The organism is Gluconobacter sp. P1D12_c (assembly GCF_018812105.1).
GTDB lineage: Bacteria > Pseudomonadota > Alphaproteobacteria > Acetobacterales > Acetobacteraceae > Gluconobacter > Gluconobacter oxydans_A.
Map to the genome: position 1 here is coordinate 449142 of NZ_JACSIQ010000001.1, position 14951 is coordinate 464092.

Genomic DNA, 14951 nt, shown 5'->3' on the forward strand with positions numbered 1-14951 from the left:
AGGATCAATCGTTCAGCTGGAACTGGTTCTGCGGCACACCGGCGATGTCTGTACGAAACACAAACAGCGATCCGGCCTGTGGCTCCCTGGCAAGAACATCGTCATCCAGACCTTTGCGCGCCGTTGTCACAAAGACCGTCTTGAGATCATCCCCGCCAAACGCAACCTTCGTCACGTTCGTTACGGGCATATCAATGGATGGCAATTCTGTGCCATCGGGACGGAAGCGCGCGACGCGACCGCCTCCCCAGGTCCCACACCACAGATTGCCCTCGCTATCCGTGACGATTCCGTCCGGATACCCCTTTGTCAGCGTGGCAAAAACACGCTCGTTCGAGAGATCTCCGTTCTCATCAACATCGAAGGCATAGATCGTCTGTTTCGGGCTATGACAAACATACAGGACACGCCCGCATGGCGAGACAGCCGGACCGTTCGAGACAATATACCCCTCGGTATGATGCGTGATTTTCAAACCGTCTTCCGTATGAACCACACGGTAGATGGAGCCAGTCGGCTCTTCTTCGCCATCATCCATCGTGCCAAACCACACACGGCCCAGCGGATCCACACAACCATCGTTCAAACGGTTCCCTGGCATGTCAGGTTCAATCCTGGGGCCAGCTTCAAAGTCTCCGCTCTCCGGGTCGAAGCCATGCAGCCCGTCGCGTAAGCCTGCAAGGAAGGTTCCGTTTGCAACAGGCAGCAGGAAGCCCAGACGGTCCGGAGCATCCCATGTCTTGTGATCGCCTGTTTCCGGCGTAAAGCGATGAACCTTGGCGGCAATGATATCGACGAAATAAAGCGACTTTTCAGCCTCACTCCAGACGGGTCCCTCACCCAGCGTTGCACGCAGATCGAGAATACATTCAGGGAGATGGTGCTTCAGAGTGCTCATGGGTGTCCTGTTTGAAATGGGCATGGCCAGACGTCCGACCCTGCTCGACAACGCGGCACAACGCGCTACGTTTGGTCCCCAGACTATCAGGACGAGACTCATGCTTCAAAAAAACGCCTGCCTGCTCGTCATAGGCAACGAAATCCTTTCCGGTCGCACACAGGACGCCAACACACAGGTTCTGGCGCGTGCGCTGAATGCCCAGGGTATCCGGCTTCTCGAAGTCCGTGTCATTCCGGATATCGAAGACCACATCATCCGAACCGTCACAGAATGTCGGGAGCGATTCGATGTAATTTTCACGTGCGGCGGCATCGGCCCTACCCATGACGACATCACGGCTGAATGTATCGCCAAAGCCATGGGGGTTCCCCTGCTCCGGCACGAGCCGACATTCCAGAAGCTTGAAGCCATTATGGGGAAAGAAAAATTCAACGCAGCCCGTCAGCGCATGGCCATGCTCCCGGATGGCGCAACCCCCATCGAAAACGCTATTTCGGCGGCGCCCGGCTTCAGCATCGGGAATGTGCACGTCATGGCCGGGGTCCCGTCCATTTTCGCAGCCATGGTGGACTCGCTGGTGCCCCAGATGGAGAAAGGACCGCCCCTGACGTCCGTCAGTTGGCATGCCGCGGGGCTGAAAGAGGGTGACTTCGCGGATGATCTGCGCCGTCTGCAGGAACAGTTCCCGGGAATTGATCTGGGCTCCTACCCATACGGCCTGACGAACGGCACGACGGGCACAGCTCTCGTCGCCAAAGGATACGATGCGTCAGCAGTTAAGAGTGCAGGCTCTCTCCTGCATGACCTGATCATGGCGCATGGACGTGATCCAATCAGTGGTGATCCGCCGCATAAAGCTTAGGAGGTCTAAAAAAACAACCGCTGCTCCGAAGGGCAGCGGTTGTTTTGTATCAGTTCAGAGACCCACGGGTCATGGCCAGGAACTTGTCCCGCCGCTTCTGAACCAGAGCCGGGCCTGTCAGCTTCTGAAGCTCCAGAAGCTCTTCGGCAATCACATTACCCACCGCGTGCACGGCGTCATCTGGAAGGCGCTGCGCCCCACCGACCGGTTCAGGAATGATCCGGTCAATCAGGCCAAGCCCCAGAAGATCCTGAGCTGTCAGCTTCAGAGCTTCAGCAGCGGCCGGAGCCAGCTTAGGATCACGCCAGAGAATGGATGCTGCGGCCTCAGGGGAAATAACGGAGTAGATCGAGTTCTCAAGCATCAGAACACGATCGCCCGCGCCGATAGCAATCGCACCACCGGAACCACCCTCACCAATCACGGTTGCAATAAGGGGAACAGGAGCCTTGAGGCAGATATCGATTGAGCGCGCGATGGCCTCGGCCTGGCCGCGTGCTTCAGCATCAATACCAGGCCATGCTCCAGCTGTATCGATGAAGCTCAGAATCGGCAGCCCGAAACGGCCGGCCATTTCCACAAGGCGCTGTGCCTTCCGGTAACCTTCTGGGCGGGCCATGCCAAAATTATGAAGCAGACGCGTTTCCGTGTCGTGACCACGCTCCGTCCCAACCACGACAACCGGCTCACCACGGAATCGGGCAAGACCACCAATCATGGCCTTGTCGTCTCCGAAAGCACGATCTCCGGCCAGCGGCGTAAAATCTGTTGTCAGAAGACGAACATAGTCCAGAGCCTTGGGGCGCTGGGCGTGACGGGCAACCTGCACCTTCTGCAGCGGCGTAAGCTTTGCATAGGTTGCACGAAGCTGTTTGTCCGCCTTGTCAGAAAGACGGGCAACCTCGTCATCGATGTTGATGCCGCTGGTGCCGGAGTCCTTCTCCTGGCTGCCCATCTGGCGGAGTTCGTCGATTTTGGTCTCGAGTTCGGCGACCGACTTCTCGAAATCTAGGAATTGGCGCATGGCTGCCGGATAGCACGGCAACGCATCCGGAAATAGCCCCCCGGTTTTTTACGGGGCAGATCAGTCCCCAGACTGGATTTTCGCCAGTGGGTGATGCGCCGTCACGAGTTGCCTCAGACGTTCCGCCATGACCTGTGTGTAAATCTGGGTCGTCGCGATATCCGCATGACCCAGCAGCATCTGAAGCGCTCTCAGATCCGCGCCATGAGCCAGAAGGTGGCTGGCAAAGGAGTGTCTGAGCACGTGCGGGCTCACACGTTCAGGGTCAATTCCCGCCTTTAGCGCGCAGGCCAGCAGAATTTTGTCGAACCCCTGCCGGGTCAATGGTTTGTCAGGATTTCTGCCCGGGAAAAGATACGGGCTTCCCAAGTCCCGGTCATAGTGAACCAGAGCTTCAGCAGCCTCCCGCGCACTGCGAGACAGAGGAACCAACCGCTCACGGCCACCTTTGCCTCTCACGAGAAGCATCGCCCCCTTTGCCTTCACACATGTCGCGGGCAAAGACAGAAGTTCTGAAATTCGGAGGCCCGTTGTGTAAAGCAGTTCAAGAGCCGCACGGGACAGCAGATCACGCCGTTCACTGTCGTGCCCTCTGGTGCCTTCTTCCAGAAGCAGTCGAATTTCTTTCTCATCCAGAGGACGAGGAAGAGAGGAGCTGACTTTCGGAGCCTGCTGGCGATCCGTTGGATCATCGGACCGAATCGATTCCAACATCAGGAATCGATAAAATTGCTTGAGACAGGACAGTCTACGCGCTGCCGTACGGGCAGCCATCCCAGCCTGGGACAGTGATGTCAGGTAACTCCTGACCTGCTCCCCCGCCGCCTGCGCCAAAGACGTTGGAGCACAATGACGGGAAAAATCCGCGAGGTCAGAGGCATAGGCCTGACGCGTTTTCAGAGCTGCGCCCCGCTCTGCCGCAAGCATCTCAAGAAATGCCTCGACATGCCGATCAACCACCTCTGACATGCGTCAGGCCTGCCTGATCAGTGCGCGGGAACGCCAGCAGGCGCCGGAACAGCCGCTCCCTGCAGAGGAGCAGGCTTGGGTGCCGGCATTGTGGGTAGCGGCGTGGATGGCGTCAGAGCGGGAGCGGCTGGAGCCACGGGTGCCGCAGCAACCGGAGCCGGAACAGGCGCAGGCTGAGCAGCTCCTGCGGTCGGAACCGGCGGCATCGCCGGGAGAGCCGCAGCAGCAGAACCGGACGTAGCGAACATCGCCGCTGGCAGCTCTTTGTGAACCTGTGTCTGCTCAGGCGGGACAACCCCCATCCCCAGACGCAGAAAAAGTCCCCCCAGCACTACCACCAGAACCAGAGCACCAGCTCCAGCAATCATGGGCAGACGGGAAGATGAACGATCAGATTGTGCCATTATGTTCAGGTCTCAAAGTGCGGGCAGGACGTGATGCCCTCTCCTATGATAGGTAGCAGAGCATGTCACCTCTGCCACCCTCACTTTCCGCCGATCCGGCGGTATCTCTTCCCGTCCCGACCTGCACTGTTGTTCTGGTTGGCATGATGGGAGCTGGAAAAACCACCGTAGGCCGCCGCCTGGCGCAGGTCTGCCGCCTGCCCTTCGTTGATGCGGATGCAGAAATCGAACGCGCCGCAGGTTGCACGATTCCGGAAATCTTTTCCCGTCACGGAGAAGCCTATTTCCGTGCTGGCGAGCGCCGGGTCATCGAGCGCCTGATCAAAGGCCCTCCCTGCATTCTCGCCACGGGTGGCGGAGCATGGATGGACGCCCAGACGCGCCGCCTTGTTCGCAAACATGCCGTCTCGATCTGGCTTCGCGCGCCTGTGCACGTTCTGCTCAGACGCGTTCAGGGCCGCGGCGGCAGGCCTCTGCTTGCTCAAGGCAGCCCGGAAGAGGTCATGACCCGGCTGGTGGGCGTTCGTTACCCTGTCTATGCGGAAGCAGACATCATTATTGATTGCGGAGACGAAACCGTGGAGCAAGGCGTGCAACGCGTCCGTGAAACCCTCGCAGAATACCAACATCCACAGAAAGTTCCTGTCGCTCTGACCCAGCACAGCTACGATGTTCTGGTCGGGCCGAATCTGATCTCACGTGCGGGGGCGTGGGTTGCTCCATATCTGCGCCAGAAGCGAGTGGTCGTGATCACGGATGATACCGTGGCGGCCCTCCATCTGCCCCGTCTGCTTCTGTCCTTTCAGGAAACAGGCATTCAGGCAGACGTCATCTCCGTGGCTGGAGGTGAAGAGAGCAAATCCCTTCACTGCTATGGCGACGTAATGACGCGTCTCCTGTCACTGGGAATCGAGCGTGGCACAACAATTGTCGCTCTGGGTGGTGGTGTTGTTGGCGATCTGGCCGGTTTCGTAGCCGCAACAGCCTTGCGCGGAATCCCGTTCATCCAGATTCCCACGACTCTGCTCGCACAGGTGGATAGTTCCGTCGGCGGAAAAACCGGCATCAATTCCCCGTCCGGCAAGAATCTGATTGGCGCATTCCATCAGCCCATCATCGTTCTCGCAGACAACTCCGCACTCGCGACTCTACCGCGCAGGCAGCGGATTGCGGGTTATGCCGAAATTGTGAAGTCAGGCCTGATCGCAGATCCTGACCTGTTTGCATGGTGCGAAACCAACGGGCGATATGTTCTTGATGGGGATCCAGCGGCTCTCGCAGAAGCCGTTCGACATGCCTGTACTTTCAAGGCTGCAGTCGTCGCAGCAGATGAGCGCGAACAGGCAAAGCTGAATGGTCGCGCCTTGCTAAACCTTGGTCATACCTTTGGTCACGCCCTTGAGGCAGAGCTTGGTTATGACGGACGTCTCCTACATGGCGAAGGCGTTTCCATAGGGTTGCATCTCGCGATGGCACTGTCTGTTCAGCTTGGATATGCGCCCGCTGAAGACCTTTCCCGTCTGGATGCTCATCTACGCAGCCTCGGAATGCCGGTTAGCTTTGACTGGTTCGATATTCCCTTCTCAGCGCAGATACTTCTCGATCACATGACTCGGGACAAGAAAATGCAAGACGGGAAAATTTCCTTTGTCCTCCTGCACGGTATTGGCAAAGCATTCACAAGTCGTGACGTTCCCATGGATACCGTCCGTAACTTGCTGATAAATGAAGGCTGCAAACCATAAGGACCGTTACAGTCCTTTATGGTTCAGCCTAACTTTTTGTTTTTTAACTGCATTTGAGCAGCTGAATTTCCCGGAAGACTCTGGCGTCCCTGCAAGTGTTCAGCTATGGCAGCAAGGACGCGAGGCGTAGATCGTGAAGCGGGCGGAATGAAATGTGACTTTTTTGTCACTCCTTCCACCCGAGTAGGTCTGGAAGGCTCTGTCTGGCTTTGTCCGAGGGAACTCCCCGATCTATATGCGCTTATGCATCGCGCTGGGTCCGTTGGTTGAAGCAGTTTTGCCAACGGCTCGAAACGTTAGTCACTAAGAGGACGAAAACATGCGTCTCCGCACGGCACTCCTTGCCATGACGTCGATGGTCGCCGCACCGTCGCTCGCCATGGCCAGCACGATCACCGGCCCGTACGTCAACATCGGCGGTGGTTACAACCTGGTTCAGCAGCAGCACGGCCGCTTCTCACCAACCACACAGGCTGACGGCACGTCTAGCAACAACGCTAGCAGCTCACGCCTCCGCCACAAGGACGGCTTCACGGGCTTCGGTTCGTTCGGCTGGGGCTTCGGCAACGGTCTGCGCGTTGAAGTGGAGGGTGTGTACAACTACTCCCAGATCAACCACCGCACGCCGACGGCAGTTCGTGGCTCTACGAACGGTTCTGACCAGGCTTATGGCGGTTTCGTCAACGTCCTGTATGACATCGATCTGGCCCACTTCGGCCTGAACGTTCCTGTCACGCCGTTCGTTGGTGTTGGCGCTGGCTACCTGTGGCAGCACTACAACCCGATTACGACGAACTATGCCAATGGTTCCGTCAACCGTATCGGTGGCACGCAGGGCAGCTTCGCGTACCAGGGTATCGTCGGTGCAGCTTACGACATTCCGGGCGTTCCGGGTCTTGCTGTCACGACCGAATACCGCTTCATCGGTCAGCAGTTTGCTGATGGCCCGTACCGCTCCACGGCTTACAACAGCTCTGGCGTTCACAAGGGCAACGTGAACTTCGACCCACGCTTCTCGCACCAGTTCATCTTGGGTCTGCGTTATGCGTTCGACACGGCTCCGCCGCCGCCGCCGCCGGCTCCGGTTATCGTTCCGCCGGCTCCGACGCCAGCTCGTACGTACCTCGTGTTCTTCGACTGGGACAAGTCTGACCTGACGGGCCGCGCCCGTGAGATCGTTGCTCAGGCAGCTCAGGCTTCCACGCACGTCCAGACGACACGCATCGAAGTTAACGGCTACACCGATAACTCCGCTGCCCACCCGGGCCCGCGCGGTGAGCGTTACAACATGGGTCTGTCCCTCCGCCGCGCACAGAGCGTTAAGGCTGAGCTGATCCGTGATGGCGTTCCGGCAGCTGCTGTGGACATCCATGGTTACGGTGAGCAGAAGCCACTGGTTCCGACCGGCCCGAACACCCGCGAGCCGCAGAACCGTCGCGTCGAAATCATCCTGAAGTAATTCAGTTTGAAAAGACGTCGGAGCCCTCGGGCTCCGGGTTTCTGGAAAAGGCGTCCTTCGGGGCGCCTTTTTCTGTTTCAGAGCCTTTGCAGCCTAAATCTGCACACGCTAGAGCAATACCCACAGCCCCTCCGGAGATGTCCACTTGCGACGCACCCGAATTTTCTACCCACGTTCACGCCCGCAGGTGATTGATCAGTTCCTTCGATTTGGCGTCGTTGGAGCATTCGGCTTCTTCGTAGACTGGGGAAGCGTGGAGGCTTTGCGGCCAGAAATTGGCCTCATCGCTGCAACCATTGCAGCCTATTTTGTTGCCGCCACAGTCAACTGGATTCTGAACCGCGCGTGGACGTTTCGAACCTCGGCGGCCGATAATCAGCATCTGATCCTTCAGTGGCTCCGGTTCCTGATCGCAAATTCCTTCGGGTTCCTTCTGAACCGCGGAGCAGTCTTCCTGCTTTACGCCTTCGTGCCCTTCACAGTGCACCACCCTGTTACGGCGCTCGCGATTGGTGCAGGTTGCGGGATGATGGCCAATTTCAACCTGTCCAGGCGCCTGGTTTTCAGAGCCAAAATTCCCGAAACCCCAATGGAACTCATGCAGATGGCTGTGGAGATCCCGGCGGCGGGGCTGACCTCTCCTGACCCGGAACCTCAAATGCCTATTCCACAACCAACCATGGAACCCTTTGAGCACAAGGCGCCCTGAGGCGCACATTTCCAAGCTGCTCACAATGGTCTAGGAGTAACGCTGGTTTTTCCCGTTTTCTCCGGAATCTGACGCTTCATCCCATGACCAGCACAAACGACATCCGCTCAGCCTTCCTCGAATATTTCGGGTCGAACGGCCATCGCATTGTTCCTTCAGCGCCCCTCGTACCGCAGAACGACCCTACCCTGCTGTTTACGAACGCTGGCATGGTTCCCTTCAAGAACGTTTTTACCGGCCAGGAAACGCGCCCTTACTCCCGCGCCACAACCGCTCAGAAGGTTGTCCGCGCAGGCGGCAAGCATAACGATCTCGACAACGTCGGTTACACCGCGCGCCATCACACATTCTTCGAGATGATGGGCAACTTCAGCTTCGGTGACTATTTCAAAGCCGAAGCCATTGAGTTCGCCTGGAACCTGCTCACCAGAGACTTTGGCCTCCCCAAGGAAAAGCTTCTCGCCACGGTTTACGCTGAAGATGAAGAAGCTGCAGATCTCTGGAAAAAAGTCGCTGGCCTGAGTGATGATCGCATCATCCGCATCGGTACGTCCGACAACTTCTGGCGGATGGGCGACACCGGCCCGTGCGGTCCCTGCTCCGAAATCTTTTACGATCACGGCGACAGTGTCTTCGGTGGCCCCCCGGGCAGCCCGGACGAAGACGGTGACCGCTTTGTCGAGATCTGGAACCTCGTGTTTATGCAGTTCCTGGATCAGGCCGATGGTTCCCGCGACAATCTGCCGCGTCCTTCGATTGATACCGGCATGGGCCTGGAGCGTTTCGCTGCAATCATGCAGGGCAAGCGCGACAACTACGACACAGACACGATGCGCGCGCTCATTGAGTCTTCTGCTGACGTCATGCACCAAGATGCAGACGGACAGTTCAAGTCCAGCCATCGCGTCGTAGCGGATCATCTCCGCTCCACGGCTTTCTTGATCGCGGACGGCGTTCTTCCGTCCAAGGAAGGCCGAGGCTATGTGCTGCGTCGCATCATGCGTCGTGCCATGCGCCATCTGCACATCATGGGCGCCAAGGAACCAGTTTTCTATCGCCTGCTCCCGGCCCTGATCCAGCAAATGGGCGCGGCCTATCCGGAACTCGTGCAGCACCAGGCTCTCATCACTGAGACGATGAAGGGTGAAGAAGAGCGCTTCACAGCCCTTCTGGAACGCGGCCTGACCCTTCTGTCCGACGAAGTCAGCAACCTTGGAGACAAGCAGGCCCTTCCGGGCGATGTTGCCTTCAAGCTGTATGACACTTTTGGCTTCCCGCTCGATCTAACGCAGGACGCCCTCCGCGAGCAGGGTCGCACTGTCGATGAATCCGGCTTCGAAACAGCTATGGCTGAACAGCGCAGGCGTGCTCGCGCTGCGTGGGTCGGTTCCGGCGATACGGCGGCCGAGACTGTATGGTTTGACGCACGCGACAAGCATGGCCCCAGCGAATTCCTAGGCTATGTGTCTGAAAAAGCCGATGCTGAAGTGCAAGGCATTTTCCGTGGGAACGACGAACTCGCCGAAGCGCTGGCTGGGGAAGACATTATTGCCATCCTACTGAACCAGACACCGTTCTATGGCGAAAGCGGTGGTCAGGTTGGCGATCACGGCACACTCACAGCGAACGGTCTGCAGGTGCAAATCACAGACACCCAGAAGCGCAACGGCGATCTGATTGTCCATTACGGCAAGGTTGTCGAAGGCACACTGAAGCCTGGTATGGCCGTTCATGCAGAGATCGACCATCAGCGCCGTACGGCCGTCCGTGGCCATCACTCAGCAACGCATCTTCTGCATGAGGCTCTGCGTCGCCAGATCGGCACGCACGTCACTCAGAAGGGCAGCCTGAACGCCCCTGAACGCCTACGTTTCGACATCAGCCAGCCTCGCCCACTGACGGACGCAGAACTTCAGGCTGTTGAAGCCGAAGTCAACGCCCGTATCCGCGAAAATGCGCCTGTCGAAACGCGTCTCATGACGCAGGAACAGGCTGTTGCCGAGGGTGCAATGGCGCTCTTCGGTGAAAAATACGGCGACGAAGTGCGCGTTGTTTCCATGGGCGTCGGAGAGGAAGGCCGTCCCGCCTACTCCATCGAACTTTGTGGTGGCACGCATGTTGGTCGCGTGGGAGAAATCGGCCCGTTCCGGATCGTGTCAGAAAGCGGTGTGTCTGCAGGCGTTCGTCGTATTGAAGCCGTCTGCGGAATTGCCGCAGAAAATCTGGCACTTGAAACTGAAAGCCGCCTGAAACAGATCGCCGATCTTCTGAAGGTTCCGGTTTCTGATGCCGTCACACGGGTCTCGGCTCTGCTGGAAGAGCGTAAATCGCTCAACAGCCAGATTTCAGAATTGCAGCGGAAACTGGCTACAGGTGAAGGTTCGGCGGCAACCGAGACCATCAACGGCATCACACTTTCAGCTCGTAACCTGGGAGACGTCAGCCCCAAGGAACTCAAAAGCCTGGCGGACAGCATCTCCAAGCAGATCGAATCTGGCGTTGTTGCTCTTATCTCGGAAGCCGATGGCCGGGGCAGCATCGTGATTTCCGTCACACCAGATCTCAATGACCGACTGAATGCTGTCACGCTTGTCCGTGCAGCATCTGAAGTCATGGGAGGAAAAGGTGGCGGCGGACGGCCAGATATGGCGCAGGCCGGTGGCCCCAATGCAAATGCAGATGAAGTCTTTGCAAAGCTGCGCGAGCACCTTGCTGCGTCATAAACCGTAACGACAACAGATGTCAGGGCAGTAACAAATCATGAGACTACCGTTTTACTGCTTTACCTGCCCTGACAAAGCCTCCTAACTGCTCACTAGTTTATAAAAAGGAGAACACCATGGCCTGTGGTCGTGATACTCTGGCAAAACTGCTGAGCGGTGTCCGTACATTCGAGACGGACGTCTATCCTGACAGTGCGGAGCTTTTTGAGAGCCTGGCCTCCAGCCAGTCTCCTTCCACGCTGTTCATCACCTGCGCCGACAGTCGGATCAGCCCGAGCCTCATCACCCAGACTGAACCGGGTGAGCTGTTCATTGTCCGGAATGTTGGCAACATCGTGCCGGCTTACGGTGAGATGCTGGGTGGCGTTTCTTCTGCCATCGAGTACGCCGTTGCGGCACTCAAGGTGAAGAACGTCGTCATCTGCGGCCATTCCAACTGTGGCGCCATGAACGCACTGCTGGACCTGAACGCGCCGAAGCTGGACGCTCTTCCAACCGTTCGCAGCTGGCTGCGCAACGCAGAAGCAGCACGCGCGGCCATGGGTGATCTGAAGGCAGAAGATGCCGGCCCGGCGGACATCCGCCAGCTGGCAGAATACAACGTCCTGCTTCAGCTTGCTCACCTGAGAACGCACCCTGCGGTCGTTCGCGCCCTCTCTCAGGGCACACTGACCCTGCAAGGCTGGTTCTACGACATTCCGAAGGGTGAAATTCTCATTCTGGATGAGAAAACCCGCACGACCCGCTCTATCGAAAGCGTTCTTTCGGAAATGGGCGCCACACAGAAAGAAGCCGTCTGAGGTTTCTTTCCACACTGACCCTCGCCGCATGTTTTCTATGCGGCGAGGCTTTTCCAGCCCAGGCCAGAGACATCAAGCTCTCAACCTGGAATCTGGACTGGCTCTCCCTTCGCCAGACGGGAGATCCGGCACTCCCCGACGATGTTCACGGTCGTAAACCCCGAGACTTCATTCGGCTGCACCAATACGCGACCCACCTGAACGCAGATCTCATTGCTTTTCAGGAAGTGGACGGCCCCGAACCTGCAGCGCAGGTCTTCGATCCCCAAACCTACGAGATCATTCTGTCCAACGCGCCCATTATCCAGCGTGTCGGCCTAGCCATCAGACGCCCGCTGAACGTGACAGTGAATGAAGAACTCTCAGCCTTGGATGTTACCGCTCCCGATGCGCCCCATCACCTGAGAACCGGCCTTGATGTCACGGTGTCAGACGGGAAAAGCCATCTCCGTATTCTGGTTGTGCATCTGAAAACCGGGTGCTGGGATCAGCCTCTCACTCAACGCAAACATTCCTGCCCGACTCTGTATCAACAGTTCCAGATCCTTGAAGACTGGATTGCAGAGCGTCAGGACGAAGGAGAACCCTATGCTGTTCTTGGTGACTTCAACCGCCGCCTGACCATGCACGACCCACTCATGCAGCAGATCGAGCATGATGCGCCCGTTCTTCTCACCACAGCAGGCAAAGCCAGTCCCTGCTGGAATGGAGAGTACTTCATCGACCACATCCTCCTTGGTAACGAAGCCCGCAGTTGGCTCGTCCCGGAGAGTCTGCGGGTTATGACCTATAAAAATGATAGTGCGCCGGAAGGATTGTCTGACCACTGCCCAGTTTCGGTGCGCCTGCATCTGCCTTGACCGAAGCAGCATCGGGGAAAGTGTTTTCCAGAACGGAATTATGCCTCATGAAGGCATGTGCTTCCCGCCTATTGTTCAAGGTTCCAACATGCCGCAGTCCCTATCCTGGCCCATCACACCACTTCAGCCAGATGTTCAGGTGTTGGCTGACCGCCCCCTCCCTGCCCTGACGACTGAGCAGGAAGAGACCGTTTCGCGCATCTGGGCCCAGGCACTTGCGGCGTATCCCAGCCTCTACAATGGCCGTGTCTTCTGTGCAGATGAAATCACCCCAGCCCGAATTCACGGCCACTGGTCCGAATACCGCCGCGTTCTTGCTCAGATGAAAGAGCCAGACGTTTATGGACCGCACATCCTGCGCCCACTGGCCGTTGTCGGGCTGATGTTTACGCCAGATGGCATTGTCATTGGCAGACGCGCTGAGACCTCAATCTACCTTCCCGGATACTGGCAGGGCGCTCCAGCAGGGAATGTTGAAAGCCGCGCACAGGAGAACACCATAGATCTCGCCGCGCAGCTTCTAGCAGAATGTGAAGAAGAACTTGGACTTGTCCCAGCAGAATGCAGGGTTGGACCGTCCCTTTTGGCCTGCGAGCATCCCTCATCGCATATCGTGGATATCGGGATGCGGATTGACGTCTCCCTGACTTTTGAGGACCTTCAGACGCGATGCCGCGAGCAGGGCAACGCCGAATATGGCGCACTGCACCTGACCCGCCCAGACCACACACCTGAAGGCCCAATGGTCCCGACCCTGGCCGCTCTGCTGGAACTGTCCTGATGCCGTATTTTACTCTCGATACTTCCAGCCTTCGACACTGGCTGACAGAGCATGCCGATCTTGCATCCCGCCTTGGTGGAAACCCGGCAGACTGGACAATCCGCGAAGTCAGCGACGGTAATCTGAACACGGTTTTTATTGTGGCCGGTCCGGATGGGCAGCTTTGCTGCAAGCAGGCTCTGCCTCATGTTCGCGTGGCACCAGAATGGCCTATGCCTCTGCAACGTGCGCTGTATGAAGCCCGTTATATGCGCGCAACGGCAGACGCCGTTCGCCCAGCCGCGCCAGAGCTGTATTTCTACGATGATGAAATGTTCCTGCTCGTCATGGAGTGCCTGACGCCACATGAGGTCCTGCGCTCTGCCCTGATTCGTGATGATGCGCAGCCGGACTTTTCGGCCAGTATCGGCCAGTATGTCGCTCATAGCGTATACGCGACGAGCTGGATCAGCCGCCCCTTTGAAGTCGGCTCGAAACTTCTTGAGGAGTTCTCGGGCAACACGGCCCTCACCCGCATTACCGTCGACCTGATACTCACCGATCCATTCCGCCCCTGCTCCCGCAACCCGGAACCGGAAGCAGCTCTTCTGCCGGATGTGACAGCCCTGCAGGGAAACAAGCCTCTTCACCGCGCAGTTGGGGTACTTCAGGATCGTTTCCTGACGGCGCGACAAGCCCTTCTGCATGGAGACCTTCACACAGGCTCCATCATGCTGCATCGCAATGATGTTCGTGTAATTGACGGCGAATTTGCCACGATGGGGCCAATCGGTTTCGATTGTGGACTTTATCTGGGCAACCTGGCCCTTCACGCCTGCGCAGCGCCCCACAAGCAAGATTTCATTAGAACCGAAATCATTGCCTTCTGGAGCAGCTTTACAAACGAACTCCGCGCCCTGCTGAAAACGGGCGGAGGAGACGTGTGGGCGCTGTCAGACGAAACACAGCGTGAAGAACTGCTCGAAAATTTCTTGACGAGCATCCTTCAGGACACGGCAGGTTTCTGTGGTCTCGAAATGATCCGTCGAACTATCGGTTTTGCCCAGATTGCAGATTATACACTCTGCCCGACCCCAGAAAATCGCACGCTGGCACGTCGCAAAGCTCTTCAGACAGGCCAACGGCTCATCCTTGACGCTGGCACTGTCCAGACCCTGGGCGACGTCCTCGCTTTACTGACATCGCCTTCAGATCATGACTATAAATAGTTCGGTTTTTTGGTTCTGCCTTCACACTCTGTGCGTCTTCATCTTTTGTACCTGAATTATGAAACAGAGTAAAAAAACTGCTTTCGTTCGGATTTGACAAACGGTATTGTTAGCCCACTAGAAATATAGGGATGAACCAATTATTTTAATGTAATATACCCTATAAAATCATAGGTCTAATACCGGACCAGATAAGAAATTCTACTTCTGAGACACTTAACGTCAGAGAAATACTTTCAGCAGAAAGACTAGTGTCTTGTCCTGCAAATAGCTTCACATCATCTGGAAGCGGATGGCAGCTTTGCTCTCTTCAGGGAGAACGGATATGGCGGGTATTGGTCGACCGCAAGAACGGGTCCTTTGCATTAGTGAAAGCGAGGGTGAAGAGTTGGAGCGGATCAGCCGTTCGCATTCCGCTCCACACAGTGTGGTTCGTCGTGCGCAGATTGTTCTGGCCTCAGCCGATGGGAGAACAACACTGCGATTGCGCACCGGCTCGGCACCAC

At 57.2% G+C, this 14951-nt stretch carries 14 protein-coding genes; 10 read left to right on the top strand and 4 right to left on the bottom strand.

Features of this window, described 5'->3' with window-relative positions; genetic code table 11:
- Positions 1 to 4: 4 nt before the first annotated feature.
- Positions 5 to 898, bottom strand: coding sequence for an SMP-30/gluconolactonase/LRE family protein (locus KP705_RS02025; protein WP_215763902.1), 894 nt, complete (start codon positions 896 to 898; stop codon positions 5 to 7).
- Positions 899 to 998: 100 nt separating this feature from the next.
- Here KP705_RS02025 and KP705_RS02030 point away from each other — a divergent pair, with 100 nt between their 5' ends.
- The gene (locus KP705_RS02030; protein WP_046899887.1) at positions 999 to 1763 is read left to right on the top strand and encodes a molybdopterin-binding protein; all 765 of its coding nucleotides are present in this window, start codon (positions 999 to 1001) and stop codon (positions 1761 to 1763) included.
- A gap of 49 nt (positions 1764 to 1812) precedes the next feature.
- Here the strand turns inward: KP705_RS02030 and KP705_RS02035 are convergent, their stop codons facing one another.
- From KP705_RS02035 to KP705_RS02045, 3 genes are read right to left on the bottom strand one after another with little or no spacing between them, the layout of a single operon-like run.
- Positions 1813 to 2787 (bottom strand): acetyl-CoA carboxylase carboxyltransferase subunit alpha, encoded by a 975-nt coding sequence (locus tag KP705_RS02035; protein WP_046899804.1) that lies wholly within the window; start codon positions 2785 to 2787, stop codon positions 1813 to 1815.
- 60 nt (positions 2788 to 2847) lie between these two features.
- Positions 2848 to 3756: a tyrosine recombinase gene (locus KP705_RS02040; RefSeq protein ID WP_046899805.1), complete on the bottom strand. Its 909-nt coding sequence runs from the start codon at positions 3754 to 3756 to the stop codon at positions 2848 to 2850.
- A 17-nt stretch (positions 3757 to 3773) separates the two neighbouring features.
- Positions 3774 to 4160, bottom strand: coding sequence for a hypothetical protein (locus tag KP705_RS02045; RefSeq protein WP_215763903.1), 387 nt, complete (start codon positions 4158 to 4160; stop codon positions 3774 to 3776).
- A 62-nt stretch (positions 4161 to 4222) separates the two neighbouring features.
- Here KP705_RS02045 and aroB point away from each other — a divergent pair, with 62 nt between their 5' ends.
- The 9 genes from aroB to KP705_RS02090 form a co-directional block, all read left to right on the top strand.
- Positions 4223 to 5905: a 3-dehydroquinate synthase gene (gene aroB / locus KP705_RS02050; protein ID WP_215763904.1), complete on the top strand. Its 1683-nt coding sequence runs from the start codon at positions 4223 to 4225 to the stop codon at positions 5903 to 5905.
- Positions 5906 to 6224: 319 nt separating this feature from the next.
- Entirely contained in the window at positions 6225 to 7364 is a 1140-nt protein-coding gene (locus KP705_RS02055) for an OmpA family protein (protein WP_046899807.1), read from the top strand.
- A gap of 145 nt (positions 7365 to 7509) precedes the next feature.
- Positions 7510 to 8073 carry a GtrA family protein gene (locus KP705_RS02060; RefSeq protein WP_046899808.1) on the top strand — a complete coding sequence of 188 codons (564 nt, stop codon included), beginning with the start codon at positions 7510 to 7512 and terminating at the stop codon, positions 8071 to 8073.
- Positions 8074 to 8156: 83 nt separating this feature from the next.
- The gene (alaS, locus tag KP705_RS02065; protein ID WP_215763905.1) at positions 8157 to 10796 is read left to right on the top strand and encodes an alanine--tRNA ligase; all 2640 of its coding nucleotides are present in this window, start codon (positions 8157 to 8159) and stop codon (positions 10794 to 10796) included.
- A 116-nt stretch (positions 10797 to 10912) separates the two neighbouring features.
- The gene (locus KP705_RS02070; RefSeq protein WP_046899810.1) at positions 10913 to 11596 is read left to right on the top strand and encodes a carbonic anhydrase; all 684 of its coding nucleotides are present in this window, start codon (positions 10913 to 10915) and stop codon (positions 11594 to 11596) included.
- Between the two features lie 14 nt (positions 11597 to 11610).
- Positions 11611 to 12456 carry an endonuclease/exonuclease/phosphatase family protein gene (locus tag KP705_RS02075; protein ID WP_215763916.1) on the top strand — a complete coding sequence of 282 codons (846 nt, stop codon included), beginning with the start codon at positions 11611 to 11613 and terminating at the stop codon, positions 12454 to 12456.
- Positions 12457 to 12544: 88 nt separating this feature from the next.
- Entirely contained in the window at positions 12545 to 13237 is a 693-nt protein-coding gene (locus tag KP705_RS02080; protein ID WP_215763906.1) for a hypothetical protein, read from the top strand.
- Positions 13237 to 14445, top strand: coding sequence for an S-methyl-5-thioribose kinase (gene mtnK, locus KP705_RS02085; RefSeq protein ID WP_215763907.1), 1209 nt, complete (start codon positions 13237 to 13239; stop codon positions 14443 to 14445). Before KP705_RS02080 ends, mtnK begins: the two co-directional genes overlap by 1 nt.
- 325 nt (positions 14446 to 14770) lie before the next feature.
- The coding region (locus KP705_RS02090; RefSeq protein ID WP_215763908.1) for a hypothetical protein at positions 14771 to 14951 on the top strand (181 nt) is incomplete at its 3' end.

What these genes read in the sequence shown, in the direction of transcription:
- alaS (WP_215763905.1), top strand. Translation starts at nt 8,157, where the DNA reads ATGACCAGCACAAACGACATCCGCTCAGCCTTCCTCGAATATTTCGGG.
- aroB (WP_215763904.1), top strand. Translation starts at nt 4,223, where the DNA reads ATGTCACCTCTGCCACCCTCACTTTCCGCCGATCCGGCGGTATCTCTT.
- KP705_RS02025 (WP_215763902.1), bottom strand. Translation starts at nt 898, where the DNA reads ATGAGCACTCTGAAGCACCATCTCCCTGAATGTATTCTCGATCTGCGT.
- KP705_RS02055 (WP_046899807.1), top strand. Translation starts at nt 6,225, where the DNA reads ATGCGTCTCCGCACGGCACTCCTTGCCATGACGTCGATGGTCGCCGCA.
- KP705_RS02035 (WP_046899804.1), bottom strand. Translation starts at nt 2,787, where the DNA reads ATGCGCCAATTCCTAGATTTCGAGAAGTCGGTCGCCGAACTCGAGACC.
- KP705_RS02070 (WP_046899810.1), top strand. Translation starts at nt 10,913, where the DNA reads ATGGCCTGTGGTCGTGATACTCTGGCAAAACTGCTGAGCGGTGTCCGT.
- KP705_RS02045 (WP_215763903.1), bottom strand. Translation starts at nt 4,160, where the DNA reads ATGGCACAATCTGATCGTTCATCTTCCCGTCTGCCCATGATTGCTGGA.
- KP705_RS02080 (WP_215763906.1), top strand. Translation starts at nt 12,545, where the DNA reads ATGCCGCAGTCCCTATCCTGGCCCATCACACCACTTCAGCCAGATGTT.
- mtnK (WP_215763907.1), top strand. Translation starts at nt 13,237, where the DNA reads ATGCCGTATTTTACTCTCGATACTTCCAGCCTTCGACACTGGCTGACA.
- KP705_RS02030 (WP_046899887.1), top strand. Translation starts at nt 999, where the DNA reads ATGCTTCAAAAAAACGCCTGCCTGCTCGTCATAGGCAACGAAATCCTT.
- KP705_RS02040 (WP_046899805.1), bottom strand. Translation starts at nt 3,756, where the DNA reads ATGTCAGAGGTGGTTGATCGGCATGTCGAGGCATTTCTTGAGATGCTT.